The 25,642-nt window shown below is 47.1% G+C and carries 21 protein-coding genes; 11 read left to right on the forward strand and 10 right to left on the reverse strand.

The window, feature by feature from the left end; genetic code table 11:
* Positions 1-246: 246 nt before the first annotated feature.
* From BZG14_RS04430 to BZG14_RS04445, 4 genes are all read right to left on the reverse strand, one after another.
* Entirely contained in the window at positions 247-1,143 is an 897-nt protein-coding gene (locus BZG14_RS04430; RefSeq protein ID WP_077608108.1) for a DMT family transporter, read from the reverse strand.
* A gap of 119 nt (positions 1,144-1,262) precedes the next feature.
* A complete protein-coding gene (locus tag BZG14_RS04435) occupies positions 1,263-1,748 on the reverse strand; it encodes a DUF2780 domain-containing protein (protein ID WP_077487162.1) in 486 nt (161 codons plus the stop codon).
* Positions 1,749-1,849: 101 nt separating this feature from the next.
* On the reverse strand, positions 1,850-3,454 hold the full coding sequence (locus BZG14_RS04440) for an ABC-F family ATPase (RefSeq protein ID WP_077608076.1): 1,605 nt from the start codon (positions 3,452-3,454) through the stop codon (positions 1,850-1,852).
* A gap of 215 nt (positions 3,455-3,669) precedes the next feature.
* Positions 3,670-4,305: a GGDEF domain-containing protein gene (locus BZG14_RS04445; RefSeq protein WP_077608077.1), complete on the reverse strand. Its 636-nt coding sequence runs from the start codon at positions 4,303-4,305 to the stop codon at positions 3,670-3,672.
* A 224-nt stretch (positions 4,306-4,529) separates the two neighbouring features.
* Between BZG14_RS04445 and BZG14_RS04450 the strand changes: the two genes are divergently transcribed.
* Genes BZG14_RS04450 through BZG14_RS04480 form a run of 7 tightly spaced genes read left to right on the forward strand, consistent with a single transcriptional unit; the run spans position 4,530 to position 13,951 of the window.
* Positions 4,530-5,507: a helix-turn-helix transcriptional regulator gene (locus BZG14_RS04450; protein ID WP_077608078.1), complete on the forward strand. Its 978-nt coding sequence runs from the start codon at positions 4,530-4,532 to the stop codon at positions 5,505-5,507.
* Positions 5,508-5,567: 60 nt separating this feature from the next.
* Entirely contained in the window at positions 5,568-8,336 is a 2,769-nt protein-coding gene (locus BZG14_RS04455; RefSeq protein ID WP_077608079.1) for a molecular chaperone DnaK, read from the forward strand.
* Between the two features lie 11 nt (positions 8,337-8,347).
* Complete coding sequence (locus BZG14_RS15860; RefSeq protein ID WP_241824617.1) at positions 8,348-8,995, forward strand: YqfQ family protein; 648 nt, start codon at positions 8,348-8,350, stop codon at positions 8,993-8,995.
* Between the two features lie 8 nt (positions 8,996-9,003).
* Positions 9,004-11,976: an ATP-binding protein gene (locus BZG14_RS04465; protein WP_077608080.1), complete on the forward strand. Its 2,973-nt coding sequence runs from the start codon at positions 9,004-9,006 to the stop codon at positions 11,974-11,976.
* An 8-nt stretch (positions 11,977-11,984) separates the two neighbouring features.
* Entirely contained in the window at positions 11,985-12,647 is a 663-nt protein-coding gene (locus BZG14_RS04470) for a hypothetical protein (protein WP_077608081.1), read from the forward strand.
* Positions 12,648-13,124 (forward strand): hypothetical protein, encoded by a 477-nt coding sequence (locus BZG14_RS04475; RefSeq protein WP_077608082.1) that lies wholly within the window; start codon positions 12,648-12,650, stop codon positions 13,122-13,124.
* Positions 13,124-13,951, forward strand: coding sequence for a coiled-coil domain-containing protein (locus BZG14_RS04480; RefSeq protein ID WP_077608083.1), 828 nt, complete (start codon positions 13,124-13,126; stop codon positions 13,949-13,951). Before BZG14_RS04475 ends, BZG14_RS04480 begins: the two co-directional genes overlap by 1 nt.
* A 408-nt stretch (positions 13,952-14,359) precedes the next feature.
* Here the strand turns inward: BZG14_RS04480 and BZG14_RS04485 are convergent, their stop codons facing one another.
* The gene (locus BZG14_RS04485; RefSeq protein WP_077608084.1) at positions 14,360-15,007 is read right to left on the reverse strand and encodes a HEPN domain-containing protein; all 648 of its coding nucleotides are present in this window, start codon (positions 15,005-15,007) and stop codon (positions 14,360-14,362) included.
* 61 nt (positions 15,008-15,068) lie between these two features.
* Positions 15,069-16,556, reverse strand: a complete 1,488-nt coding sequence (locus tag BZG14_RS04490; protein WP_077608085.1) for a carboxypeptidase M32 — start codon at positions 16,554-16,556, stop codon at positions 15,069-15,071.
* 111 nt (positions 16,557-16,667) lie between these two features.
* On the opposite strand from BZG14_RS04490, the gene BZG14_RS04495 reads away from it, so the two are divergent.
* A complete protein-coding gene (locus BZG14_RS04495) occupies positions 16,668-17,237 on the forward strand; it encodes a gamma-glutamylcyclotransferase family protein (protein WP_077608086.1) in 570 nt (189 codons plus the stop codon).
* 86 nt (positions 17,238-17,323) lie between these two features.
* Here BZG14_RS04495 and BZG14_RS04500 read toward each other — a convergent pair whose 3' ends face one another.
* Positions 17,324-18,346, reverse strand: coding sequence for an outer membrane beta-barrel protein (locus BZG14_RS04500; protein ID WP_077608087.1), 1,023 nt, complete (start codon positions 18,344-18,346; stop codon positions 17,324-17,326).
* Between the two features lie 274 nt (positions 18,347-18,620).
* Complete coding sequence (locus BZG14_RS04505) at positions 18,621-19,322, reverse strand: DUF2786 domain-containing protein (RefSeq protein ID WP_069362462.1); 702 nt, start codon at positions 19,320-19,322, stop codon at positions 18,621-18,623.
* Between the two features lie 124 nt (positions 19,323-19,446).
* Here BZG14_RS04505 and BZG14_RS04510 point away from each other — a divergent pair, with 124 nt between their 5' ends.
* The 3 genes from BZG14_RS04510 to BZG14_RS04520 all read left to right on the forward strand — a co-directional run bounded on the left by BZG14_RS04510 (position 19,447) and on the right by BZG14_RS04520 (position 23,157).
* Complete coding sequence (locus BZG14_RS04510; RefSeq protein ID WP_077608088.1) at positions 19,447-20,334, forward strand: hypothetical protein; 888 nt, start codon at positions 19,447-19,449, stop codon at positions 20,332-20,334.
* A gap of 111 nt (positions 20,335-20,445) precedes the next feature.
* On the forward strand, positions 20,446-22,812 hold the full coding sequence (locus BZG14_RS04515) for a DNA polymerase II (protein ID WP_077608089.1): 2,367 nt from the start codon (positions 20,446-20,448) through the stop codon (positions 22,810-22,812).
* A gap of 60 nt (positions 22,813-22,872) precedes the next feature.
* Positions 22,873-23,157, forward strand: coding sequence for a DUF1289 domain-containing protein (locus BZG14_RS04520; RefSeq protein ID WP_077523038.1), 285 nt, complete (start codon positions 22,873-22,875; stop codon positions 23,155-23,157).
* A gap of 166 nt (positions 23,158-23,323) precedes the next feature.
* Here BZG14_RS04520 and rplY read toward each other — a convergent pair whose 3' ends face one another.
* Positions 23,324-23,605, reverse strand: coding sequence for a 50S ribosomal protein L25 (gene rplY, locus BZG14_RS04525; protein WP_046073181.1), 282 nt, complete (start codon positions 23,603-23,605; stop codon positions 23,324-23,326).
* Positions 23,606-23,796: 191 nt separating this feature from the next.
* The gene (locus BZG14_RS04530; RefSeq protein ID WP_077608090.1) at positions 23,797-25,602 is read right to left on the reverse strand and encodes a DEAD/DEAH box helicase; all 1,806 of its coding nucleotides are present in this window, start codon (positions 25,600-25,602) and stop codon (positions 23,797-23,799) included.
* Positions 25,603-25,642: the final 40 nt, after the last annotated feature.

Below are 25,642 nucleotides of genomic sequence, written 5' to 3' on the forward strand. Positions count from 1 at the left end.
CCCCAGCACGGTGTTGGATATGTGGAAATTGCCAACGGGCGCCTGTCACGATCGAGGTTAATCGTTGGCCTCAATGTCGGATGGCGCAGTGCAACTGGCGCCAGTTGCACTGCGCGCGGTGCAAATCATACCAAGTTTGCACTATCGAGTTGGCGCTTATGCCATTGGTGAAGGAGACTTCGCAAACCAAAACTGGCCTCAAATGAGGCCAGTTTTGCTCGTATTAAACCTTTGAATGTGCGAGTGTTATACGATACGTCGCCGAAAGATGCGATGACCAACGGCATTGAATAATGCGCCTGCCACAATTAACCCACCACCGAGATAGGTCCAAATTGAGGGCACTTCATTAAATATCCATACCCCAATTAATGTCGAGAACACGATTTGCACATACGCATAGGCTGACGCTTCGCCAGCTTGTTGTGTTTGCATGGCTTTGGTGAGCCCATACTGGCCGATTTGAGTAAACACACCCACTAACACCAATAAGAATGTGAGCGGCAAACTTGGCATCACAAACTCTGGCCACATCAACACCACCGAGACCGGCAGGGCGACCATCGGGAAGTATAGGATGATTACCGAGCTGTCTTCGCTGCGGCTGAGTTTTCGGACAATTACGTAGGCCACAGAGCTCCCTAAAGCCCCCAGTAATGCGATAGCGACACTAAAGGGCGGAAGTGCGCTATCGATCGATGTATTGAGGTTGGGTTGAACCATCAGATAGAGGCCGCCCAAACACAGGGCAATGGATACTAAGGTGGCGCCTTGTAAGCGCTCTTTAAGCAGCACGAGCCCAAGGATAGCGGTAAATACCGGGTGGGTGTATTGCAGCACTGTGGCTTCGGCGAGCGGCAGTGTCGTAACCGCATAATACACACACATTAATGCCATGGTGCCCAATACGCCGCGCAATAAAAGTAGCGGTTTGTTGTTGCCCAAAGGCGATAGACCTTTGCGCCTGACATCGGTGTAGCTGATGATGAGTGAGACCAAGGCCCGCGATGCCACGATCTCAAACACTGGGATACCGTTGAGGCTCACATATTTTACACAGGCGGACATCAGCGCGAACCCGAATGCAGAGAGCAGCATATAGCGGATCCCAATGGGGATCGCAGAGAAAGATAAGGCAGGCATAATCACACGGCGTTGAACAACAAGGCGAACATGATAACGCGTCTCGCTATTTTTTGCTTGAGGATAGGGCAAATAAATACGCGGCCTTGATAGCCGCGTGTGATTACAAGGTTAGAAGGTTAAGGCCAAAGCTGGGTGAGTGAGCCGAGTAATTCCTGGCTAGCGCCCTGTTGTCCGAGGTATTTAAGAATAATCGGAACAAATTGCTGCAAGGTTGCCGCATTGACCCCTAGCTTTTCTGCCACGCTATACAGGCTATTGAGTGAGCTGATGTTGTTACTAACACCAGTGTCACCGAGTAACGAAGACAGCGAGCCTAAATCAGGGCGGAGACTAGCAAGCTCTTGCTGTTTAGTCCCCGTCAGACGATCGGCTGCCATTGCCAGCAACGCGCTGGCACCACCGGCGGCTTGTGTTGAACTCACATCCACTTTCTCGGTAATGGATTGGACAAGGGGAGATTGACTGGCTTGGTCATCCGCAAATTGGGTCGCCATTTGCGTCATCGTATCAGTGGTTTTATCGCCTTGGCCGAACAGAGCGTAGCTTGGTGTTGCGAACACAAGGCTTGAGAGCGAGAGCAAAGTCGCTACGTATTTAATCATCGATTATCCGTTAAACAGAAAAATGCGCCGTGCTCTAGGTATAGCGGGGATTGCCGCGGAAAGAAAGCCTTTCAGCGGCAAAGTTTTGGCGAGTCTCAGCGTTAAGCCACGGCACGCACTTTTTCTAAGTGGGCGAGGTACTCATCGTAGCTGCCGTTAAAGTGGATCAATTGCTGATCTTTTATCTCAATAATGTCGGTCGCCAATGAGGAAACAAATTCACGGTCGTGGCTGACAAAAATCAAAGTGCCAGGGAATTGCTCTAGGCCTTTATTGAGTGATTCGATGGCTTCCATATCCATGTGGTTGGTCGGCTCGTCCATCACAATCACATTGATATCTTGCATCATCAGCTTGCCGAACATCAGGCGGTTTTTCTCGCCCCCTGAGCAGCTTTTGGCCTTTTTGTTCACATCATCTGCTGAGAACAACAAGCGACCCAAAATGCCACGAACAATCAAATCATCATGCTTGGCCGTACGCCATTGCGACATCCAGTCAAACACGGTGAGATCGTTATCAAACTCGGCACTGTTATCTTGTGCACAGTAACCAATTGCGGCGTTTTCTGACCATTTGATTGTGCCTTCGCTTTGCGCAAGCTCGCCGACTAAACAACGCAACAGGGTGGTTTTACCCACACCATTTTCGCCAATGATCGCCAGGCGCGAGCCCGCTTCAAGCAAAAAGTGACCGTTTTTAAATAAAGCTGTCTCGTCAAAGGTATGGCCAACTTCGCGTAATTCGACCGCTTGACGGTGGAGTTTTTTGCTTTCGGTAAATTGAATGTAAGGATGCACACGGCTAGACGCTTTGACTTCATCAAGCTGGATCTTTTCCATGCGTTTGGCGCGTGAACTGGCTTGTTTGGCCTTAGAGGCGTTGGCACCAAAGCGGTTCACAAAGTCTTGCAGCTCACTAAGTTCAGCTTCTTTTTTAGCGTTGCTGGCGAGCAATTGTTCACGTGCCAAGCTAGATGCAGCGACGAAATCATCATAGTTACCGGGGTAAACACGAAGCTCACCAAAATCAATATCCGCCATATGGGTGCAGGTGGCGTTCAAGAAGTGGCGATCGTGGGAAATAATAATCATGGTGCACTGGCGCTGTTGCAGCTCACCGGCCAACCAATTGATGGTATGAATATCCAAGTTGTTGGTTGGCTCGTCCAGCAGCAAAATATCAGGATTGGCGAACAGGGCTTGAGCAAGTAGCACTCGTAATTTCCAGCCCGGCGCGACTTGTGACATCAAGCCAAAGTGCAGCTCTTCTTCAATCCCCGCTTGCAAAAGAATATCGCCGGCACGGCTCTCGGCGGTATAACCGTCCATTTCGGCAAACTGGCTTTCTAGCTCTGCGACGGCCATGCCATCTTCTTCGCTCATTTCCGGCAGGGAATAAATGCGCTCACGCTCTTGTTTGATTTCCCACAGCTTGCGATCGCCCATCATCACCGCATCAATCACTGAGTATTGCTCATAGGCAAATTGATCTTGGCTAAGCTCGCCCAAGGTTTGTCCTGGCGTGATGGACACATTGCCTGCGGTAGGCGTGAGCGCGCCACTCATGATTTTCATCAAGGTGGATTTGCCACAGCCGTTGGCTCCGATCAATCCGTAGCGGTTACCGTTACCAAATTTGGCAGAGATGTTTTCGAATAGCGGCTCGGCACCAAACTGCATGGTGATATTGGCGATTGAAATCAAAAGACGTTCCTAGCGAATGTGCTCAACCAGGGCGTGTAGTCATGCCAACAAGGCATCTGACTCACGGCCAAGCGAGAGGGTGTAAAGATAAATATGACTGAGCGCGCATTGTACAGAAGTGTGATTGAATTAACAGATTAATGGTGAAGAATCACAAGGCGATGCTGGTTATCACCTTGTGATGTAATGGCTTTTATCTTGTGATGTCTATGGTGTTAGGCCTTGCGAGTGAGCATACGTGTATCCGCTTGACGAATTAACTGATCCAACGCGGTTTTACTGCTGGTTAACTGAGGGGCATTATCCGCACGCATGTCGCTCACACCAAAACTAAAGCTCAAATAATGCGGGCGTTGATCAATCAGGAGTGGTGAATGAGCCAGTTGCATTACCAGTGACTGGGCCCAATCAGTGGCAGCCGCGTGTGTGGTGTTGGGCAATAACACCGCAAACTCATCCCCGCCAAAGCGCGCCGCGATCCCCTCGTGCGTATTATCGGCGAGCAGTGTAGCAAGGTGACAAATAGCCTGGTCACCCATCAGGTGGCCGTATTGATCATTCACCGCCTTCAACTTATTCATATCGATAAACACCAGTGCCAACTGGTGGCATTGAGGTTGGCTTAGCAGTGTATTGAAGCTGGTTTCGAGATGATACCGATTGGCAAGGCCTGTCATGTCATCGGTATTGAGCTTTTGTACCAAATGCCCCAACTGATCGACCAAGCGCTGGTTTTCGGTTTCTAACGCGGCAATTAATTGTTCACACTGACCCACCTGATAACGCAGTTGTTTAATGGTTTTGGTGTCATCGTTTATCAGCGTTTTGACTTGTTCTAGCACATCGTTCATGACTATATTCCTTTACGCACCCTAACCAGGTATGACGCCACTTTATCGGTACGGTGCGACAGAATGTGTCTGATTAAATCGGTTTAACTGATTGTTTTATATGCGACGCATTTTGCCTTTTTGTGATGGTAGGCTCAGTTATGAAATGGAACCGCGATCGCGGCTTGTTTGTGAAAATAGGCAGGTAAATAATAGTGGAAACATCATTAGACAGCGAAACATTTATGACAACCCGTCCGCCTAAAAGTGACTCGCTAAGGCTCGCATTCTTGTTGTTGCGCCACCTTTCACACCGGATCAAACAAACCGCAGGCGACCTACAAAAAGCCGTTGCCAGCGATGGGATAGAACGCAACATCCGTACCATTCAACGTAACTTAGAGATGCTTTGCGAGGAAGGGTTTGCCGAGTGTGATGATGCTAGCAAGCCTTATGGCTATCGGTTATCGCGCTATGCCCCAGAGCTGAGCAACGGCAAGTTATCCACGCAAGAGGCGTTATTGTTGTCGCTGGCTGAAAACTACCTCACCAACTTGTTGCCGGCTAATGTTACCGAATCACTCAGTACCATGTTTGCGGCAGCGCGCTGTGAATTGAACCCGACGGGTGATGCCGAAAAAGCCCGCGCCTGGACCAAGAAAGTGCGTGTGGTCAGCGAGACTCAGCCGTTACTTCCCCCCAAGATGAGTGACGAGGTTTTTAAAAATGTTACTGACGCACTCTACAACGACTATCCGCTAACCCTCGATTACTACAATGCCAAACAGCAACAAAAAACCGGCCAACGGGTTTATCCACTCGGCCTCGCGCAACAAGGCCCACGCTTATATTTAGTATGTCGGTTCGAAGGCTACGACAACGAGCGCAGCATAGCGGTTCACCGCATTAACCGTGCCAATGTGTCTAAATTCCCATTTACGCCGCCACCAGATTTTGATCTGAAAAAATACGACGACGATGGCCGGTTTGGTTTTGGAGAAGGCGAGCGCTGCTCACTGATCTTTAACATTAAAAAAAGCGCCGGCCACTATTTACAAGAAACGCCACTGTCTTCCGATCAAACCATGACCGAGCACGATGATCATTATCAAGTCACCGCCACGGTCATCCGCTCACAACAACTTACCCACTGGCTTGATGGATTTGGAGAGTTGGTGTGGGGCGTCGCGATGAAAGACACGATCGCTGTCTGTGAAGAATAAGCCTTGCATTGAATTGTATCGGAGAACACATTTCTCAGTATTAACAGAATCGAGGAAACGATGAATACAAAATTAGTATCGGAATGGAAGCTACCTAAAGCACTCGCTACGAAATTAAATATTACTAATAATCAACAAGAGAACTATGATGCACTCTTAATCGACGCTGTTGATTGTTTCTTAAGTAATCGAAAAGCAACCAACTCCATTGCCTCTTTACTTTATACCGGATTCTCCAAGGTAGAGAGTTTACTGGCCGCCGAACGGTGGGTGTGCCTTGATCGTGATATCTTCTTTGATAAAAAAGCCAAAGGTTTTTGGATGCTGACCTCTGAGCTCGACGATTTAGATCGTATTGACTCTGGGACTGAGTTAAGTTTCGTAGAAGAAGAAATACAAAAAAATTTTAGTGACCCATTAAATGAATGGTCAATACCGGATAAAGAAGAGTTGTTATGTCTAACTCGCTTGAGCCATGTGCCCTTTAAGGTACTTAAAGGTCGACCTCGAGTTACTGGGGATATTTGTCTTTATGGCAATATGGATAAATGCCAAGCTTTCGATACTGATGATGACCAATTAAGAGAGGGGGGTGCGGGTAAAATAGTCCCCTTTCTAGCTTACGAGAAAAGCGATGTATCAGCGCGGTCACTATTTATCACCCTAATTGAAAACGGCTTTATCCTTAACCGGTATAAAGATGATGTGGCATTAAGGGCTTTGATTAAAATCTTTCATTACAACAACGATGATGTCTATCCTTCTTATAAAAAAGATGCGATTGATAGTCTTGCGCGAGCAGTTAATGAAAAGGTTACAACTCCGTTACTCTTTGAAGAAAAAATTAGAGCCGATCTTAGCCCTTATCATCAAAAAATCATCGAAGATACTGACTTGGGGCATTGGAGTTTATGGCAAGATGAGCTCGATACCAGTGAAATGGAGGCAGTACCATTACCTAAAAAGCTAGTCGCGCGTGATCCTAAAAGCAGAATTAATGAAGGGGTCGTAGCGATTGATTTTGGTACCAAAAGCACGGTTGTGGCGTATCAAAAAGATAACGTTAACATTCATCCGATGCGGATTGGGACCGGAGATCTCAGCAAAGATATTGCGGCACATCACTATGAAAACCCAACCATTATGGAGTTTGTTAATCTCAACGCATTTTTAACCGCTTACCATCAAAAAGAGAACAAGCCCGATACGCGTTGGTGTGATCTGACGATTTCTCACACAGCGCAAAATTCGTTACAAGGCAGCGAGTCGAGCAAGTTTAATACCTTTCTTGATGCATTAAAGCAGTGGGCTGGTGATAAAAACCGAAACTTAAAGGTTGTCGGCCAGCATGGCAAGATCATCGATCTTCCGCCTTTCTTATCTCTTGAAGATGGAGATTTTAATCCCATTGAAATTTATGCCTATTACTTAGGGTTATATATCAATAACCTGAATAACGGTATTTTTATGGACTACATTTTGTCTTTCCCTGTCACCTATGAAGTGGCCATTCGCGACAAAATTATCCATAGCTTTAGAAATGGACTTAAAAAATCGCTGCCGGCCGAGCTGGGTAAAGAGACGATTAATACCATATCGGTGAAGAAAGGTGCCAGCGAGCCAGCGGCTTATGCACTGACGGCATTACAAGCTTACCATATCGAGCCAGAAGGCGATGAACGTGTTTTTTATAGCGTGTTCGATTTTGGTGGCGGTACAACAGATTTTGACTTTGGCATTTATCGTGAGCCAACAGATAAGAAGGACCGGCGTCGCTTTGACTATGTGATTGAGCACTTTGGCGCCGGCGGTGATAAGTTTTTAGGCGGTGAGAATTTACTCGAACTCCTTGCCTTTGAAGTGTTTAAGAAAAACAAAAATAGCTTATTAGAGCAGGGGATTCAATTTGAGAAACATCCAGAACGAGATGCGTTTGCGGGCAGTGAGCAACTGTTAAGCCGTTCGCAAGAGGCACGTACAAATACTAAACAGCTGTGCATTGCCTTGCGACCCTACTGGGAAGAGCATGACGACTTTTCGTTTGATGCATCAGGCGAATTGCAAGTGACACTCACAGATGTCAATGGTGTACAGCACTCTGCTTTTGGATTACAAATTGATGACCAAGAATTAAACGCCATTTTATCAAGCCGTATCGAGCGTGGTGTCGAAAACTTTTTCGATGCACTGCGACTAGCATTTAGTAATCGCCAACATATGCTATCGGATATTTCTAATGTGAAGATATTCCTGGCCGGTAATGCGAGTCAGTCGAGCTTCGTAAGGACACTTTTTGATAAACATATTGCGTTGCAACATCAAGAAATGGGGCTCGCTGAAGGTGAAAGCCGGTTTGAGCTTTTTCAGCCACTCGGTGTTGATAGCCAGGATCTTGAGAAGCCAACCGGTAAAACTGGGGTGGCTTTTGGGTTGATCGAATCGCGTGAAGGTGGCCGAATTAAAGTAATTGATCACAATGTGAATGACGATGATATTCGCTTTAAATATTACCTTGGCGAGAATAGAAAGAAAAAATTTAAGCCGCTTATCGAACGCGACGTTAGCTTTAATCAATGGATTGACTTTACTTTCGCGGATTACCAAACTTTTGAGATTTTTTATACAGATCAACCCAGTACCAGTACCGGCCAAGTGGCGATTTCTGATACGAGTATCAAAAAGAAAGTGATAAAGCTAGACACGACGGATGATGACGCCTTGGTGTTCATTCGTGTTGTCTCGCCCACTGCCATTGAGTACGTCATTGCGAACGAAGACGATATTCACAATGACATATACCTCAATGAAATTAACCGTATCGAACTTTAAGGAGAACGACGATGATTGCTTTATTACCTACGTTGATCCCATCAATCATGAGTGCAATAGCAAAAGTCGCGGCAACGGTCGGGCCTATGGTTGCTAAATACGGACCTATGGTGATTAAAACCGTGGGAGAAAATTTACCGAAAGTAATGAATGCTGTCGAGGCAGTTAATGTTGTCACTGGGGTATTTAACCCCAGTGATAGTGTCAGTAACCTGGGTGAAAAAGCACTGGCCGCAGATAAAAAGCCTGAAGATTTCGATAAAATCAATGATTATATTGACTATCTTAAACACGATGTTCAGGTTGAAGAGCAGAACTTGAATGAATCGTCAGTTGATACTGCCGTTCGCGATGTTGTTGGAACAACGATTGCCATTAAAGCCATTGCAGAAAATATAGACATGCAGATGTCAAACATATCACTGCCGCTGTTAAATACGGTTAGCAAACTAGATATTGGTCCGGCGCTGACACTTGCAATAATGAAGGCTTATGCGCAAACTGAATTAGAACCTGCTCATCTTGAGAAATACTTGGCGGATAAATTAAGTCTACAAGAAGCGCATCAACACAGTGATGTATTAGTAAGAGCACACCAGATCGCCAATCCCGACATGGACACGACACAAGCTGGAAATGCGGTCATGAATTTACGATAGGATCAACAATGAAAAAGTCACTGATTGAGCTGCTTGAAGAACATGCAGGTATTACACAAAAAAAGTTCTGGCTTGAAAAGCCCATTCATATTCTTGAACATGAGTTTTCCCTCTATCACATCAAAGAAGTGACATTTGATGAAGACTCACCACGAAAAGAAGCGTTCGAAAATGTACTGAATGCATTAACGGTTCAAGGTATTGTTTTTACCTATCTATTGCTGGGTACCAAAGACAGTGTTTATTTTTATTTTGGTATTGCTAAAAACAAACAGTATCAAGGTGATACTGTCTTAGATGTTGATGATATTGGTGAAAAAATACTCAAACCCTCCCTCGAAGGTAACTTTAGAGGCAGTGTTGTAGAAAAACTGGATAAAAATCAACGATCAGCAGTGAAAGATGCATTAGGAAGTTTTCCTCATATGTATCGACTGCAAGGGGTCCCCAGTGTGCATGAGGATAATGAGGAGTTCCAAGGTGTAGACCGACTCGTTGATATCATGTCTGGGGATGAGTTCTGCTTTGCCGTATTAGCTGATCCCTTGTCATTATTAGAAATTAATACAATTGAGTCAGAGCTTTATACCATTTATAACAAGCTGTTACCCCTAGCGAAAAAAACCGTTCAAGATGGAAAAAATGAGGCAAAGACAACTGGTGAAACCGAGGGAAGATCGGAGACAACATCAACCGGAAAAAATGATGGAATCACGATTACTCAAAATACAGGAAAGACTCACTCTATAACAGAAGGCACATCAACAACAGGCGGAGAAAAGCAGTCCTCCAATAGCTATACCACAAACGATCATGATAAATACAAAAGTGGTTCAGAAGCTAAAAATAAAGGAACGACGACTTCTACATCTGTAGCTAAAAACATAGGCAGTAATACATCAGAACAAAAAGGCACTTCATCGAGTGAGTCTCGAGAGTTTACCGATAAAGCCATTCAAGAATGGCTTAATTACATTGATGATGTGCTATTGCATCGCGTGCAAGTTGGCAAAAACAAAGGGCTTTATCTGTCGAATATCTATATGCTGGCCAAAAACAAGGCCAGTGCGATTAAATTAGGGAACACGGCTCGGTCGATATTTTCTGGCGAAGAAGCAAATAAGTCACCGCTCACAGTAACGCGTGTGACAAACAAAAAAGAGGTTTATGCTTTTAGAAACCTACAACTGCCGATATTAAAGAAAAATAATAACAGAGAAAACCCCGAAGCTTATAGGCAGTTAAACCTGTTACATGCTAAAAACCCATTAAACAGTTACGATTGCAATTGGCTTTCAACTAATGAGTTAAGTGTGGTGGCARGTCTACCACAAAAGGAAGTCGTTGGGTTAACCCTAAAAGAAGAAGTTGAGTTTGGTTTGAATATAGCGAAAGCGATTAGGGAACCTAACCAGCTTTATCTTGGTAATTTGGTTAAAAGTGGCTTAATTCAAGGTGTTGATGTTCATTTAGATAAAAATGAGTTAGATAAACATATCTTTATCGCGGGGGTAACAGGTAGCGGAAAAACCACCACCTGTCAGCGATTACTGGATTCTGCGGATATGCCTTTTTTGGTGATTGAACCGGCAAAAACTGAATACAGGGTGCTTGCTAAGAACAATGACGATATTCTTATTTTCACCTTAGGGAATAATAATATCGCACCATTTAAACTCAATCCATTTGAGTTCTTCCCACATGAGAATATCACCTCTCGTGTTGATATGATAAAAGCCAGTATTGAATCTTCATTCGATATGGAAGCAGCGATCCCTCAATTAATAGAAGCGGCAATTTATCAGTGCTATGAAGATAAAGGCTGGGATATTACTACCTCGAAGAACCGATTTTATGATGATCCTTTTTCTGATGGCGTCTATGCGTTCCCTACTTTAAGTGACTTGGTGTTGAAGACCGAAGAAGTGGTCGCTAGCCAAGGTTTTGATGACCGACTTAAGCAAGATTATATTGGATCCATCAAAGCCAGATTACAAGGCTTATTGATTGGGGCGAAAGGCATCATGCTCGATACCCCACGCTCGATTAACTTTAATGAACTGGTAAAAAGAAATGTCATTCTTGAGTTGGAAGAAATACGCAATCCGAATGAAAAATCATTGATCATGGGCTTCGTTTTATCGAATCTAAATGAAGCGATTAGATCTAATCATCGAGCCTATCAAAAAGAAGGGAAAAAATTTCGCCATATCACCTTAATTGAAGAAGCGCACCGTTTGTTGTCTAAGTTTGAAGTTGGTGATAGTCAGAATAAAAAGCAGGGTGTTGAAACCTTTGCGGATATGTTAGCTGAAGTGAGAAAGTACGGCGAATCTTTGATTATTGTCGATCAGATTCCTAATAAACTCACTCCCGAAGTACTTAAAAACACCAACACAAAAATTATCCATAAGCTATTTGCTAAAGACGATAAAGAGGCCGTAGGGAACACTATGGCGCTTACGGATGAACAAAAAGATTTCTTATCTAACTTAGAACCGGGGCGGGTGTTACTATCGAGCTCTGGGATGAGTAAACCACTGCAAGTACAAATAAAAGAGTATATCAGCACTACCAATGAAGAAGAGATTGATGAAGATGAAATTAGAAAGTTAGCACTTAACTTTTATATCAATAACTATCGCTCAGGCTTCATTCCTGGGCTAGAATTTCTCAATGTACCACCCAACGAGGACGATATTATTGATTTTTTACATGGTAAGGTGGCAATGGCGTGGTACCAGGCCGTAGGTCAAGACAAGAAAAAGGATGATTTAGTATATTATATCGACCGTTTTGGATGGGAGTTTATGTGTCATTTTATTAATGAAAATTGTTACAATACGGGTGATAACGCGGATGAACAGGAAAGACAATCATTGCTAAATGATTTTTTACACAGTTTGTATATAGATCGTGATGTACTTATTACATTGCGACATCATAATACTTTTAGAAAAGATCTAAAAGATAAAGTTTAGGAGGCGTTATGGGTTTTTTTAGTAGCTTGGGTTCAGCGTTATCTAGCATAGCGTCTAGCGCATGCAACGTAATCAGTAGTGTGGCGAGTAAAATTACAGATGCGGTTAGCACGACCGCGACGAAGATCGCTGAAATGGGAGTGGAACTAGCAGCAAAAGTCGGTGATACCATCAAGGCGATTGGTGTTAGTCTAGGTATTATTAACCCTAACTCCGATATGGCAGAGCTTGGCGAAAAAGCCATGATGGCTGATATGAAGCCAGATGACTTTGATACCATTAATGAATACATTAACTATCTTCAAGATGACGTGACCATTGATCGGGAAAAGTTTGATAATTTGGACGAGAAAGATCTATTGGCTCGCTCGTCGATTGGTGCATCGATTACATTAAAAGGCATTAATGAAAAGCTAGATACTGTTGTTACGCCTGATTTTCTGGCGGTAGTTGCGCAACAGGGTGTCGAATCAAAAGAAATTATCGAAACCATAAAAGTATATAAAGAAAAGCAGTTAGAAACGGGTGGCTATGGTCTTTACATCAAGGATGAGTTAAGTGTTAGTGAAAGTGGAAAACACGCGGATGCATTGGTCGCAGCCTACCAGAGGGTCGATCCCGATCTATCGGTGGAACAAATAGAAGACAAAGTGATGAGGTTAAAGTCTTAAATGACAGATTATATCGTTTCTGTAAAAGGTGACCAAGCGCAAGCCTATCGACTAATTTTGGGCCAGAGAGAAATTATTCGGTTTGAGGGAGAAGAGTATGTTTCGAAGGCTGATTTTTGGCACACCTTTAAGAAAAAAATTGAGTATGTCGAGGGCGAAAAAATCGCGATTGTCATGATTAGGGATGATCCAGAATTCAGTATCGACCCTGATGTGACCATCGCTGATCGCTTTAATAATGACTTAGAAGATGTCCGGGGTGTGATCGATGAATTTTGCTTACGGAACCGTGAAGCTTTGTGCTTCCCAAATTCGATCGATAAAGTGGATTATCGGAGCGTGAGTCAAGAGCGGCCCTATAACGAAGCGCCGATAGTTGATGATAACCTGTCCGATTCCGATAGCTCTTCTTCCGATGAAATCAGTATCCAGTCATTTTATCTTAAAAAAACGCGCAGCTATAAAAGGCAACAATAATGGCTATTCCCGAAAATGATTTATTATCTGCACTGGAAAATGAAACGGTAAAAAACAAAATTATTGCTATTGTTGATAGCGCTAAGCAGATCAGCACTAAGAAGCTGAGCGAAAAAGAAAATACCGTTAGCATTGAAGAATATAACTTTCTTAAGGAGAAAAATAAAGAGTTAATACTGGCACTGACTGAACAAAAAGAGCAGGTTGAGGTGTTAAGGAAAGAGCTTTCCGATCTGGTTAAAGCTTATGAAGATCTAGCGCAAAGAAAGAAAAATACAGAGGAGGATCTTAATGCTTATAAAGAAGATAATAAAAAACTGCTCGAGGTGTTGAGTGACAAGAAAGATGAGCTGAAAAGCAGGCAAGAACAACTAAGTGAGGTAAATGCCGCGTTAGATAAGTATAAGCATACCTTTGAAAGCGATATATTGCTCAGCCAACTGTATCACGAGTTAAGCGAAAAAACTCAGGGGTCGTTACGAGGTATTTTCAAGGATACCAGCACGCAGGGGTTAGTGGCTTGTGGTATCCAAGAAAAGAATATTTCTAATCTTTGGGATTATATAAAAAACGAAGTGGTTAACGGTGATAATGCCGATATAGACAGGGTTATTAAGATATTTGATGCTCTATTCGAACGCTTTATTTTGGCTTATCCGATGTTCTCGTTTCAGGAAGTAACTAAAGGTATAGAATTCGATACTCAACAGCACATCAAACACAATACGAGTAAGAATACCAGCGGTCCTATTCAACACGTATTGCTCAGAGGTTATATAAACACCAATACCAATAAAGTAATCAAGCCATCAGTGGTTTTTTTGTGAACTGTAAGGTTAAATATAACTAATTATGATGAGAAATTGTCTAATGAAAATAGTTATTCATGAGAGTTTTTAATATTAAAAGTCGGGAAAGATATGCCAATAAAACCACCTGGAAAATCAAATATAGCGTGTAAAGAATGTGGTTATATTCTATCCGATAGACAAGCATTTTTAATCAAGATGCGTGTAAAGAAGTTTGTATGTCCTAAATGTCGATCGGACAAGATTACGCTCATTATGTACTAACTAAAAAGACGTTTCATTATGCGCACTGATGGTCCTTTTTCGAGGCTGTGCAAATGCACTTTGCATCCAACCCCGTGTTTTAACGCTGATGAAAGGTACATATCTGAGCGTATGTACCTTATTAAACTGGAGCAACGTATTGCAACCAGTCAGTGTCCACACTCACACAAGCGGATACACAGGATCGCCCCAGGTGGCGGTGTTGCCGTCCATCATTATTTCGATGATCAAAGGTACGATTTTTTGCATCATGCATACGCAGTCTTTTAGCTGGGCGCGGTTGGCTTGGCTGCCGTGGGTGGCGCCGCCGTGGAGTAGTTGATTACGTAACGTATACAAACGGCTAAAAACAGCGGCTAATACTTTTGCGGTATCACTGTTTGCCAAGGCTTTGTGCGCGCGGGCTTTGGCGCTTTTACGTGCAGCTTGCCAGCTGTCTTCAGTGATATATCCAGCTTGATATTCCCAATAGGCTTGCAGGATATAATCATTATCGAGAATCACCCGGATCGGGCCTGAGAACTCTTGCCATACTAAATGGGTTAAACGTGCTTCTTTATCGAGGTGAATCAGTTTTTCTAGAAAGCCTTGATAGAGGTTTTTCTCGGTAAACTGACGTTTTTGCGCAAACTCTTGCGCATAAGCGGCGTTAAATGCAATCCATAAGAAAATAAACTGGCTGTCTGTATCATCCGTTTGCTCGGCTTGTTTTAGCCAGCTGAGAGCTCGGTGTACACGAATAGACAAATTTTCAGGATAATGCTCGCGCTCTTGGCGCTGCCTCGTTTTAAGTGTTTCATAGTTGGGCATAATGCCTCCCTTTGGTGGGGACCCCAAGGCCAGCTAGGCTGGCCATGGAGATGCTGTGAGCTTACAAATACCGCCCTTGAATATACTCGCGGAAGTGGGCGGGGTTGAGGGTTTCGCCGGTGGCGTCTTTAAGTAAGTTGTCGGTTGAAGTGGTGCTGGCGCGTTGCCAGATATGTTGGGACAACCAGTCAAAAATGGGTGAGAGGTTGCCGCTGGCGATTATACCGTCGACATCCAGTTGCTGGCGCATCGCTTGCATTAATTGCGCGGCATACAGGGCACCCAAGGTGTAGGTGGGGAAGTAACCAAAGCTGCCATCGGTCCAGTGAATGTCTTGCATGCAGCCGTTTTTATAGTTGCCGGCGGTGCTGAGGCCAAGGTATTGCTGCATCGCGGTGTCCCAGCGCTCAGGAATATGATCCACCTCCATTTTGCCGCTGATCAGATCGCGTTCAATGTCATAGCGCAGCATGATATGGGCAGGATAGGTGACCTCGTCGGCATCGACACGGATATAGCCAGGTGATACCTGAGTGAGCACGCGGTGGAGGTTTTCGACCTGAAACGCGGGATCATCCTGGCGGTTAAAGGCCTGTTTGGCTTGTTGGCAGATTAAAGTCGCGAAGGGGGCGCTGCGGGCGAGCTGCATTTCAAAAAACAGGCTTTGGCTTTCATGTACGCCCATCGAGCGCGCTTGTCCCACCGGCAAGCCTGCTAAGTCTTGAGGTAATCCTTGTTCATAGCGCGCATGGCCGGTTTCGTGGATCACGCCCATTAATGCCGAGGTGAAATCTTGCTCATCATAGCGGGTGGTGATGCGCACATCGGTGGGTACACCACCACAAAATGGATGCGTGCTGATATCGAGTCGACCATACTCAAAGCTAAACCCAAGCTGCTTCATCACGTGTTCACCCAAGGCTTTTTGTTGCGCTTGTGGGAAAGGGCCTTTAGGCGTGATCACCGGCTGTTGTGCTTGCTTGTCGACCACGGTTTGGATGGTCTCTGGTAGCCATTGTTTGAGGGCACCAAACACTTCATCAATACGCTCGGCGGTCATCCCGGGTTCGTACAAATCAAGGAGCGCATCATAAGGGGCACACAGCTTCTGGTCAGCGCGGATATGGGCTTCTTCACGCGCCAGGGCGACCACTTCTTTTAAATTTTTGGCAAACCCGTCCCAGTCATTATCTTGGCGTTGCTGACGCCAAGCATGCTCGCATTTAGCGCCCGCTAAAGACTTGGCTTTGACTAAGGTGTCGGGAAGTACGCTGGCTTGCTGCCATTGGCGCTTCATTTCTGCCACGCTTGCTTTTTGCGTGGCGCTTAGGTGGCGGGATTTTTCATCCACGTCCGCGAACCAGTCACCCAGCTCTGGCTGGGTCATTTGTTGATGACAGTAGAGGGCGAGTTCTGCCATGGCGTCGGCACGGGCGTGATTGCCGCCATCTGGCATCATGGTGGCTTGATCCCAACCGCAGATTGCGGCAAGGTGCTGAAAATGCGATAGACGTTTGAAGTGAGCTTCCAGCTTATCTAGTTGTTCCATAATCACTTTCCTTGTTTACAACGTTGCCGGATATTCTGGCAATTTCAGAGAGAAAAGCAAGGCAGCGCCTCTGGTTCTGCCAGTAAATGCAATAAAGGAGTTTGCAACGTCATGTATCTATTTGGGTACGGGAGTTTAATGAATCCGGCGTCACGGGCGCTGACCGGTGAATCTGGATGGACGTGCCCGGTTACCGTGACCGGGCTAAGTCGTCATTGGAGCAATGTCAGTGAGGCGTTTATTTCACCTTTGGTGGTGTTAGAAGGTGAAGGTCAATGCAATGGGGTGCTGGTCAGCATCGATCCACAGTCATTGCCCGACTTTGATCGGCGTGAGGCAGGCTATCAGCGTTTACAGTTAGCTGAATCAAACATCGCGCTGCCCGAAGACGTGACGCTTGATGGCCCCGTGTACGTGTATGTTGCCGATATGCAGCGTACCCCAGACGTAGACAAGCCGATTGCCCAATCCTATGTCGATACGGTTATGGCAGGGTGTTTGCGCTATTCGAGCGACTTTGCTCGCGCGTTTTTAACCACYACTCAGGGATGGGAAGGTGCTTATCATAATGATCGCGCTGAGCCCAGATACCCACGGGTGGCGGGAGTCAGCGATCAAGATAGAATCGACATTGATCGTTTGATGCAGATGCACTTGACAGGTTTTACGGCGCGCGGCTAATCATTCATTGATTGTTCATGACAAGAAAAGGCCACCGACAATGCGGTGGCCTTTTGCGTGTTTACATGATGCGATCGTCGATGTGATTAATTCATTTCCACATAAACAAATTCTGGCGAGGTAACTTCTACGCGGCGGTTTTTCGCGCGACCATCGGCAGTATCGTTACTGGCCGTCGGGGCGGATTCGCCTTTGCCCATCACGGTTAAGCGCTCAGCCGCAATGCCCGCGTCTAAGAAGACATCCGCAACGACTTGTGCACGCTCTTCAGAGAGTGTTTGGTTATAAGCGGCTGGCCCTTGGCTGTCGGTATGACCCACGATCGTTGCCGTCGCTTCGTCATACTTCAGCAAGCGGTCGACCAAGGGTTGCAAGGAGGCGATCGCTTGCTCAGAGAGACTGGCTTTATCAAAACCAAACATTTCAGTTTCGCCGGCCTCAGAGAGCACAATCGATTGCGGTTCGGCAACCGGCTCTGGTTCTTGAACGGGCTCAGGCTCTGCCATAACTGGCTCTTCAACCATCGGCTCTGGCATTGGCTGGTTGTCAGTGCGTCCGAAGTGATACGTCATGCCGACAGTCACGAAGTTGTTATCGACGCTTGAGAAGTAGCCATCATCCATATCGTTGATGTGCTGATATTCCAGGCGAACGTTGAGTTTTTCCGTCGCTTGGTGATCGACACCGAGTGCTCCCATCAGTGACACATCGTCACGAYCGCCGGCGTTGCTATTAAAGTCCCACATGGCGGCACCAAGCTTACCGTAAAGGGCCGTATCAGGTTTGAAGTGATAAGAAAACTTGGGCGCAAGTGTCAACGCAGTCAGATCGCCCGAGGCGCCAACAGTGGTACCTGATTGGTCAAATGCGGTATCAAAGCGGCCTAAATAATCATAGGTTCCCTCGAGCGCAAACCAATTGTTGAAATCATAGCCGGTAATAATACCCGCGCCGAGCTCTGAATCTCCGCAATCGGTGTCAGTCACACAGCTATCTTCTAAAAACGAAGGGCCAACGCGGCCACCCATGTATAGACCGCTGTCTTGCTGTGCATAAGCTGCTGGTGCGACGGCGAGTAAGAGGCCGAGACCTGTCACGACTTTTTTCATGCCACTCTCCTATTCAAGGATATGAAGTATCTTATTTTACGCATTGTGAATGCTTGTTATTCAGTCACCTTAGACCATGCGGTTGCAACTGCCAGCGAGTGGGGCAGGCTCAACATGGATAACGTGACGTGGATCCTAGGCTAGGCCTGAGAGGCGTGTAACACAATAGGCGAGAAGCGATTTGACCATGATTTGACGTGTTTAACACAGGTGTCTTATTGATGGGAAAGTGCTGACAGAGGCCGGACATAAGCCGGCCTGTGATTCATCAAGGTTATGACTTTCGGGTCCCCGTCAGGCGCTTTTGTGGGCCTTGCCCATTCACAGGGCGGCTGACTGAGATTTCGCGGCCCTTTTTCATCCCCCGCTCGTAATCATCTGTCATCGCCGCCATGGCTTCTTTCAATTGTTGCTTAAAGGTCTCGCGGTCAATATTGGCGAACTCTTTATCAATATAGTTTTTGATTTTGTCGTCGCTATCACGTGCGTCAAGCTGTGGGAGCTTATCGAGCGCGCCCTCAAGCCAGCCCGTGGTAAATGACTGTACGCGTCGCGTTACCTCTTGCGTACTGGTGCCGGTGCCTGCAAAGCTATTGCGAAACTGGCCGATATGCTCATTCATATCACGATAGACCACATCGAAAGCAAAAGCGGCAAAGATAGCGCGGTCTGCATCACCGATAAACTCAGCCTGTTTTAACCCCTTGTGATTGACGAGCACACACTCCACCCCAAACCTGCTATTAATACCGCGAATAATTTTTAAGATCGATTGGCTAATCGAAGCGGGTAACAGTTTTTCTGAGCGCGTTTTACCCATACTGATGAAGTCAATGTCGTCCTGATCGAGACCATGCTTACGCATCAGCCGCTCGGCCATTTTGATCGCCTGCGCTGCCTCATTCACATTGGCGGAATTGCTAAGCTCCAGGCATTTAGCAATTTTTTTGAGCGCTTTGCTTTTCGGATCTGACATGCATACTTCCCGGAAACGAACAAACGCGTATTGTATCGCGTCCGCGAGAGACAACAAAGGGTTGAAAGTATTGACGGTTGTGCTCGGTCTTATAGAAGGGATGAGTAACAAGGCGTGAATACGAATGAAAAAAGCGGGTGGTGTCATTGGCGCTTTAGTAGTGGTCGTGATTGCGGTGATCAATGCCGAGGTGGGCCGTCGTGCGATTAACCAATGGGTAGATCCGGCCAGTTACATTGGCCTTTGGTTGTTATCTGCCGCCGTCATGGCGTTGGCAGGGCAGCGACTTTACCCGCTAAAGGACGTGGCCGAGCGTTGGCGAGGAGAAGCATGCTTCTCACGTCAAATGCCGCCTTTTTCGACATGGCGTCTTGCAGGCTTGCTTTTCCTTGCGGTGACCAGTGCGGTATTCGCCTGCCGATTACTGGATATCGCCACCTTGGGCTTGGTGATGGTGGCGAGTGTGCAAGGTGTATTGGGGCTGGCATCTCGCTCCCCCCATCAACACCGACTATGGATGGGTTTAATGTTGATTTTCGCGGGGTTGGGGTACTTACTTGCCCCGGGCATGTATGCACCCAGCCCGTTAGGCATGATTCTTGGGCTGATGAGTGGTGGTGCATGGGCGAGTTTTTGGCTGCAAGTGACCCAACGTGCTCACCAAGCCGACGTCATCGTGGCGACCAGTTTACGGATGAGTTTATTGTTCGTGCTGCCCTTACTCATTTTTACTTTACCCAATGGGTTTCTCTCACTGCGCGGTGTTGGGTTCGCTGTCTTTGCTGGCGCATTGTTTGTGTTGGCTGCTGGCGTATTCTGGCACATGATAGCTTCAACTCAGAGGCTATTGGTACAACCAATCATCTGGGTGACCGTTTTGCTCGCCTTGATGGGTCTGGTCGCTTGGGATCAAAACAGCGTGATGAATATGCGCCTCACGAGCGCGGCTGCAGTTGTGGTGATTGGGTTGATTGTCATTGGTGGTGCCGGGCGCGCAGAGCATCCCGACTAATTTCTCAGAGCTGTTTATCTATACAGTAATTGGTGGGGTTTGTTACACTGAAAAGATGACTCACACAACGTAACCCTGATAACGCCTGTGTCCTCACTCTCTTCGTCCTACATGCAGCAAGGCTTTGTGATCACACGTCAACAGCGTGATCGCGGTCAAACCACGTCGATTATACTTTGGCTATCGACGCCAGATGGCCCGGTCAAGCTGTGCGTTGATGATCAGCAAAGCGTGTTTTTTGTACCTCAAGAAGAAAAAGCGCGCGTGGATGCTTTACTCCCATCGGTTGATCCTCACGCTTACTGTAAAGCAGTGTCATTATCCACCTTTCAACACACGCCCGTGGCGGCTTGTTATTTCAGTAGTGTGAAACGCGCGCAAGAGGGACAAAGGGTGATAAGCGGGGCGGCTATTCCTTTATATGAAGGCGATATTCGGCTCGCCGACCGCTATTTAATGGAGCGGTACATTTGTGGCAGCTTGTTGTTCACCGGGCAAACACGTCAACGCCAAGGTTACCTAGAGGTGACTCAAGGCAAGGCCAAACAGGCAGACTACACTCCGACGTTGCATCATGTTTCTCTCGATATTGAATGCTCACAAAAAGGCCAGCTTTATTCGGTGGGACTCGCGAGTGAAAAGGATAGCCGAGTGATCATGGTGGGTGCGCCTGAAGACAATGCCCCTGACTGGATAGAGTGGGTCGATAACGAGGAAGCGTTACTGGGCGCGCTAGAAAGATGGTTTGCCTATTACGATCCCGATGTGGTGGTGGGTTGGAATGTGATTGATTTTGACTTTCGCTTGCTTGTGAAGCGCGCCCAGGCCTATCAGCGCGATCTGCGCCTTGGTCGCGGTGGAGAGCGGGCTTATTGGCGGGATGGGGGAAGCAATAAACCTGGCTTTATCAGTTTGTCGGGACGGGTGGTGATTGATGGTATCGACGCACTAAAAACCGCGACTTATGGATTTCGCTCATGGGCACTGGAGGCGGTTGCACAAACGTTATTGGGAGAGGGAAAAGCGATTGATAATCCCCATGACCGGATGGCCTCTATCAATCGCATGTTTCACCACGATAAGGTGGCACTGGCGACCTACAACTTGCAAGACTGTGTATTAGTCAACCGCATATTTGCTCACACCCATTTACTGGATTTTCTTATTGAGCGATCGCGGTTAACAGGAGTAGAGCTTGACCGTGTCGGGGGGTCGGTAGCGGCCTTTACCAATTTGTTCTTGCCACGTTTGCATCGTTCGGGGTATGTGGCGCCGAATCTTGCCAGTGAGGGGTGGATCGCAAGCCCTGGCGGTTACGTGATGGACTCTAAACCGGGGCTGTACCACTCGGTATTGGTTTTGGATTTCAAATCCCTGTACCCCTCTATTATTCGTACCTTTCTTATCGATCCGCTGGGGCTTATCGAGGGATTAAAAGCACAAGAAACGGGTGAAGAGGCAAAGACGGTACCTGGCTTCCGTGGCGGCGTCTTTCACCGAGAAAAGCATTACCTTCCTGCCTTGATTGATGATTTATGGCAAGCTCGCGATCGGGCCAAAAAAGCCGGCGAAAAAGCCTTTTCACAAGCGATAAAAATTATCATGAATTCCTTCTATGGGGTGCTGGGCTCACAAGGGTGTCGGTTTTTTGATCATCGTTTGGCATCGTCGATCACCATGCGTGGCCACGAAATCATGAAAACCACCCGTGAATTGATTGAGGCGCAAGGCTTTGAGGTCATTTATGGCGATACGGACTCGACGTTTGTCTCTTTAGGGGGCGAGAAGTCGAGCGAGCAAGCTGATCAGATCGGGCAGCACTTGGTGAGTGAGGTGAATGGTTGGTGGCAAGCACACCTTAGTGACACATACGGTTTGGACTCGGCGTTAGACATTGAATACGAAACCCATTACCAACGCTTTCTCATGCCCACCATTCGCGGTCAGGAAACGGGCAGTAAAAAGCGCTACGCCGGCCGCGTAATAGACAGACAGTCTGGCGAATCGAGGTTGGTATTTAAAGGGTTAGAAACCGTTCGTACCGATTGGACGCCATTGGCACAAACCTTCCAAAAACAGTTATACCAACGTGTGTTTGATGGCGACGAGGTAGACGGGTTTATTCGTGAGATTGTCGAGCGTACCAACCAAGGTGAGCATGACGATGCATTGGTCTATCGCAAACGGCTTCGCCGACCCTTGGCGGAGTATCAAAAAAATGTGCCACCGCACGTGCGCGCGGCGCGGATGGCAGAGAGCGAAAACCAGAAACGGGGGCGGCCTGCGCAGTATCAGCGTGGTGGTTGGATAGAATACGTGATCACGGTCAATGGCCCCGAACCTTGTGATTACCTGCGTAGTCCAATTGACTATCAGCACTATATCGATAAACAGCTTAAGCCGATTGCCGACGGTATTTTGCCTTTTATTGGCAAAGAGTTTGATACCTTAGCCTTGCCGCAACTGGGCTTGTTTTAATCTAAATTTGCAATTTTGCTGTCCACCCGCTTGAATAAAGGAATCAGCAGGGAGGATGACGTGGAACAGCTCGATTTTTTCGAGGTGCCGAGTCCGTGCAAAGGCATCTGTCAGGTGAACAATAAAGGGTACTGTAAAGGGTGCTTTCGCAGTCGCGACGAGCGCTTTTATTGGTATGACTTCACCAATGAGCAAAAACGTAATGTTGTCCGCCTTTGCCATCAGCGCTATCTGCGCATCTTACGTGCGAAAAGAAAACAAGCGCAAGACGCCGCTTTGGGTGCTGAGCCCCTGCCTTACCAACCTTCCTTGTTTGATGAGCCAAACGACGATCTCTCATCTTAGTGATTGGCTTTCCTTTTCCTTGATTGAACGTTATTGATCATGGCGCCTTTTGTGGTGGTGTTCGTGAAGAAGATGACAAGGTAGGGGGAAGAGAGAGGACTCTCGAGCGATCAAAAAAGGCGCCACAAAGGCGCCTTCTCTCATCTCATCATGATCGCAAATGCGATTAGATGCGGATGAAGTCCATGTGCTCAACTTTTGGCTTGAACGCGTGGCGCTGGATGTCTTGTGGCTTAACTTTTACTTCTTGGCCATCGATAACCAGGATGATGCCTTCGTAGAACTCAGGCTTGTCCATTTGGTTAACAACCACTGGGTGGTCAAGTGCGATTGATACAGGCTCTTGGTTGCCACCGTAAACGATCGCAGGGAATTTCTTCTGATGACGTAGGCGGCGGCTCGCACCTTTACCCTTTTCTGTACGTACTTCAGCTTCGAACTTAAACATAATTAATAACTCTCTTTAGAGTGAAAACACAGTACTGAGCGTAGCGACCTAACTCAGTACCCAAAAACGAGCGCGGATATTAGCACCGCTTGGYCGCTAAAACAAGCCTTATCGGTGGGGGCATCAGTGCCCAAGCCGCCCATACTGTGCCTTTTCTCGTGGAATCGTTTATGGATTGACCCTCAGTGCGTTCAACTCGCGTCGGATTCGGCGAAAGCTTGCCCTCGGCTTTGCGCTAACAGGGCCGTTAGCCTGTCTTGGCTAATAAAGTTCTCCACATCAAAGATTTTCTGGCGCAGGTGCCAGAACCGGCCTTGTTTACGTGCAATCACAAAGTCGGGCGGACGAAATCGGTGCTGTGACGCGGCCACTTTGGTCGGGGCGGTGGCGTCGAAGGGGCGGTGCCGATCGACCAGGTGGGGTCGGACAAATCGTGCCAGGAAGTCTTGTTTTTGTTTTTTGCTGGCCAGCGGCCACACCTCGTGTAAATCGTTGCCCTCGTGGGTGTGATAGGTCACTTTAAGTTGTGGTTTTTGATAGCGGTTTTTTCCGGCGGTCAGTGTCATGTCGCTACACGCCACGACCAGCGCATCTTTCAATTTGAGTGCCTCTCGCAATTTCTTATCGGGGTCAATCAAAGGGGCATCGCATTGGTGACAGCGACGCGCGGCAATGTCGTTATCGGCGCCGCACTCATCGCAAAACTTGGCGCGAAAGCGGTAACCACAGATCTCGCGTTCGCCATCTTCATCCTCAAAATAGCCTTGGCACTGGCGGCCATAGTGTTCAATCAAGAAACCATTGTCCTCAAGTTTGCCCCAAAAGCTGTTATTAAACCCGCATGCCGGGCAGGGGATCGTCACCAGCTCACTGTCACTATCAGGTTTGGGCATGCCTATTTCTGGTTGGTACAAGTCGTAGACATTACCGGCGTAGTCGAGAATCAAACAATCTTGCTTTCYTGGCGCGAGGCGAAGGCCACGCCCGGCTATTTGCTGATAGAGACTGACCGATTCAGTGGGGCGTAAAATCGCTATCAAGTCTACATGAGGCGCATCAAAGCCGGTGGTTAGGACTGACACGTTCACTAAATATTTCAGTGCTTTTTGCTTGAACGCAGTGATCAAGCGATCGCGCTCTGTGCTGGGCGTGTCACCCACGATCAGCGCGGATGCTTGCGTTGGTAAATAAGACAAGACTTCTCGCGCATGATTCACCGTGGCGGCAAAGATCATCACCCCTTGCCTTTCCCGTGCATAGTCAACAATTTGTTCGACAATTTGCGGGGTTGCACGAGGGGCGTTGGCCACCACTTTTTCTAGATCGGCTTCGCGGTAATAGCCGTTTGCAGTGCGAGAAACCTGAGAAAAGTCATAGCTCAGTAATGGCGCATCCAAGACATGGGCAGGGGTAAGAAAGCCCTCATCAAGCAAGTGACTTATCGGCAGTTCGAACACGCAATCGCGAAAAAAGCGTGTCTCTGTGGTGCGCACCTTGCCACTGGTGTGGTACTGATATATCCACCCTTGTCCAAGCCGGTAAGGGGTGGCTGTGAGCCCCAACACTTTGAGGCCAGGGTTGACCGTTTGCAGATGCGCAATCACGCGGCGATAACTGCTGTCTTGGTTATCAGGCACACGATGGCACTCGTCAATGACCAGTAAGGAAAACTGATCGGCAAAGGCATCCAGATTTCGCACCACCGATTGAACGGAGGCGAAAACCACTTTGTCGTGAGACTCTTTACGGCCCAGCCCCGCGGAAAAGATCCCTCCGTTTAATCCATAGCCTTCATATTTGGCATGATTTTGTTCGACGAGCTCTTTAACGTGGGCAAGCACCAGTACTCGGCCTTTGGCGATACGCGCAAGCTCTGCGATCACCAAGCTTTTTCCCGCACCGGTCGGCAACACGGCGACAGCAGGAGACGCATGGCGAYGAAAATAATGCAGCACGGCCTTCACCGCGTCAGATTGATAGGGACGTAGGGTATACATAATGAAAAAACGGCCTAAGTGAGGCCGTTTAGTTTACTGA

This window comes from Salinivibrio sp. IB282, assembly GCF_001995685.1.
Lineage (GTDB): Bacteria > Pseudomonadota > Gammaproteobacteria > Enterobacterales > Vibrionaceae > Salinivibrio > Salinivibrio kushneri.

Bases quoted from the DNA above. Each gene is read 5' to 3' on its own strand.
- BZG14_RS04450 (WP_077608078.1), top strand. From the start codon at position 4,530: ATGACAACCCGTCCGCCTAAAAGTGACTCGCTAAGGCTCGCATTCTTG.
- BZG14_RS04470 (WP_077608081.1), top strand. From the start codon at position 11,985: ATGGGTTTTTTTAGTAGCTTGGGTTCAGCGTTATCTAGCATAGCGTCT.
- BZG14_RS04435 (WP_077487162.1), bottom strand. From the start codon at position 1,748: ATGATTAAATACGTAGCGACTTTGCTCTCGCTCTCAAGCCTTGTGTTC.
- BZG14_RS04445 (WP_077608077.1), bottom strand. From the start codon at position 4,305: ATGAACGATGTGCTAGAACAAGTCAAAACGCTGATAAACGATGACACC.
- BZG14_RS04475 (WP_077608082.1), top strand. From the start codon at position 12,648: ATGACAGATTATATCGTTTCTGTAAAAGGTGACCAAGCGCAAGCCTAT.
- BZG14_RS15860 (WP_241824617.1), top strand. From the start codon at position 8,348: ATGATTGCTTTATTACCTACGTTGATCCCATCAATCATGAGTGCAATA.
- BZG14_RS04430 (WP_077608108.1), bottom strand. From the start codon at position 1,143: ATGCCTGCCTTATCTTTCTCTGCGATCCCCATTGGGATCCGCTATATG.
- BZG14_RS04480 (WP_077608083.1), top strand. From the start codon at position 13,124: ATGGCTATTCCCGAAAATGATTTATTATCTGCACTGGAAAATGAAACG.
- BZG14_RS04510 (WP_077608088.1), top strand. From the start codon at position 19,447: ATGAAAAAAGCGGGTGGTGTCATTGGCGCTTTAGTAGTGGTCGTGATT.
- rplY (WP_046073181.1), bottom strand. From the start codon at position 23,605: ATGTTTAAGTTCGAAGCTGAAGTACGTACAGAAAAGGGTAAAGGTGCG.
- BZG14_RS04505 (WP_069362462.1), bottom strand. From the start codon at position 19,322: ATGTCAGATCCGAAAAGCAAAGCGCTCAAAAAAATTGCTAAATGCCTG.
- BZG14_RS04455 (WP_077608079.1), top strand. From the start codon at position 5,568: ATGAATACAAAATTAGTATCGGAATGGAAGCTACCTAAAGCACTCGCT.
- BZG14_RS04490 (WP_077608085.1), bottom strand. From the start codon at position 16,556: ATGGAACAACTAGATAAGCTGGAAGCTCACTTCAAACGTCTATCGCAT.
- BZG14_RS04485 (WP_077608084.1), bottom strand. From the start codon at position 15,007: ATGCCCAACTATGAAACACTTAAAACGAGGCAGCGCCAAGAGCGCGAG.
- BZG14_RS04515 (WP_077608089.1), top strand. From the start codon at position 20,446: ATGCAGCAAGGCTTTGTGATCACACGTCAACAGCGTGATCGCGGTCAA.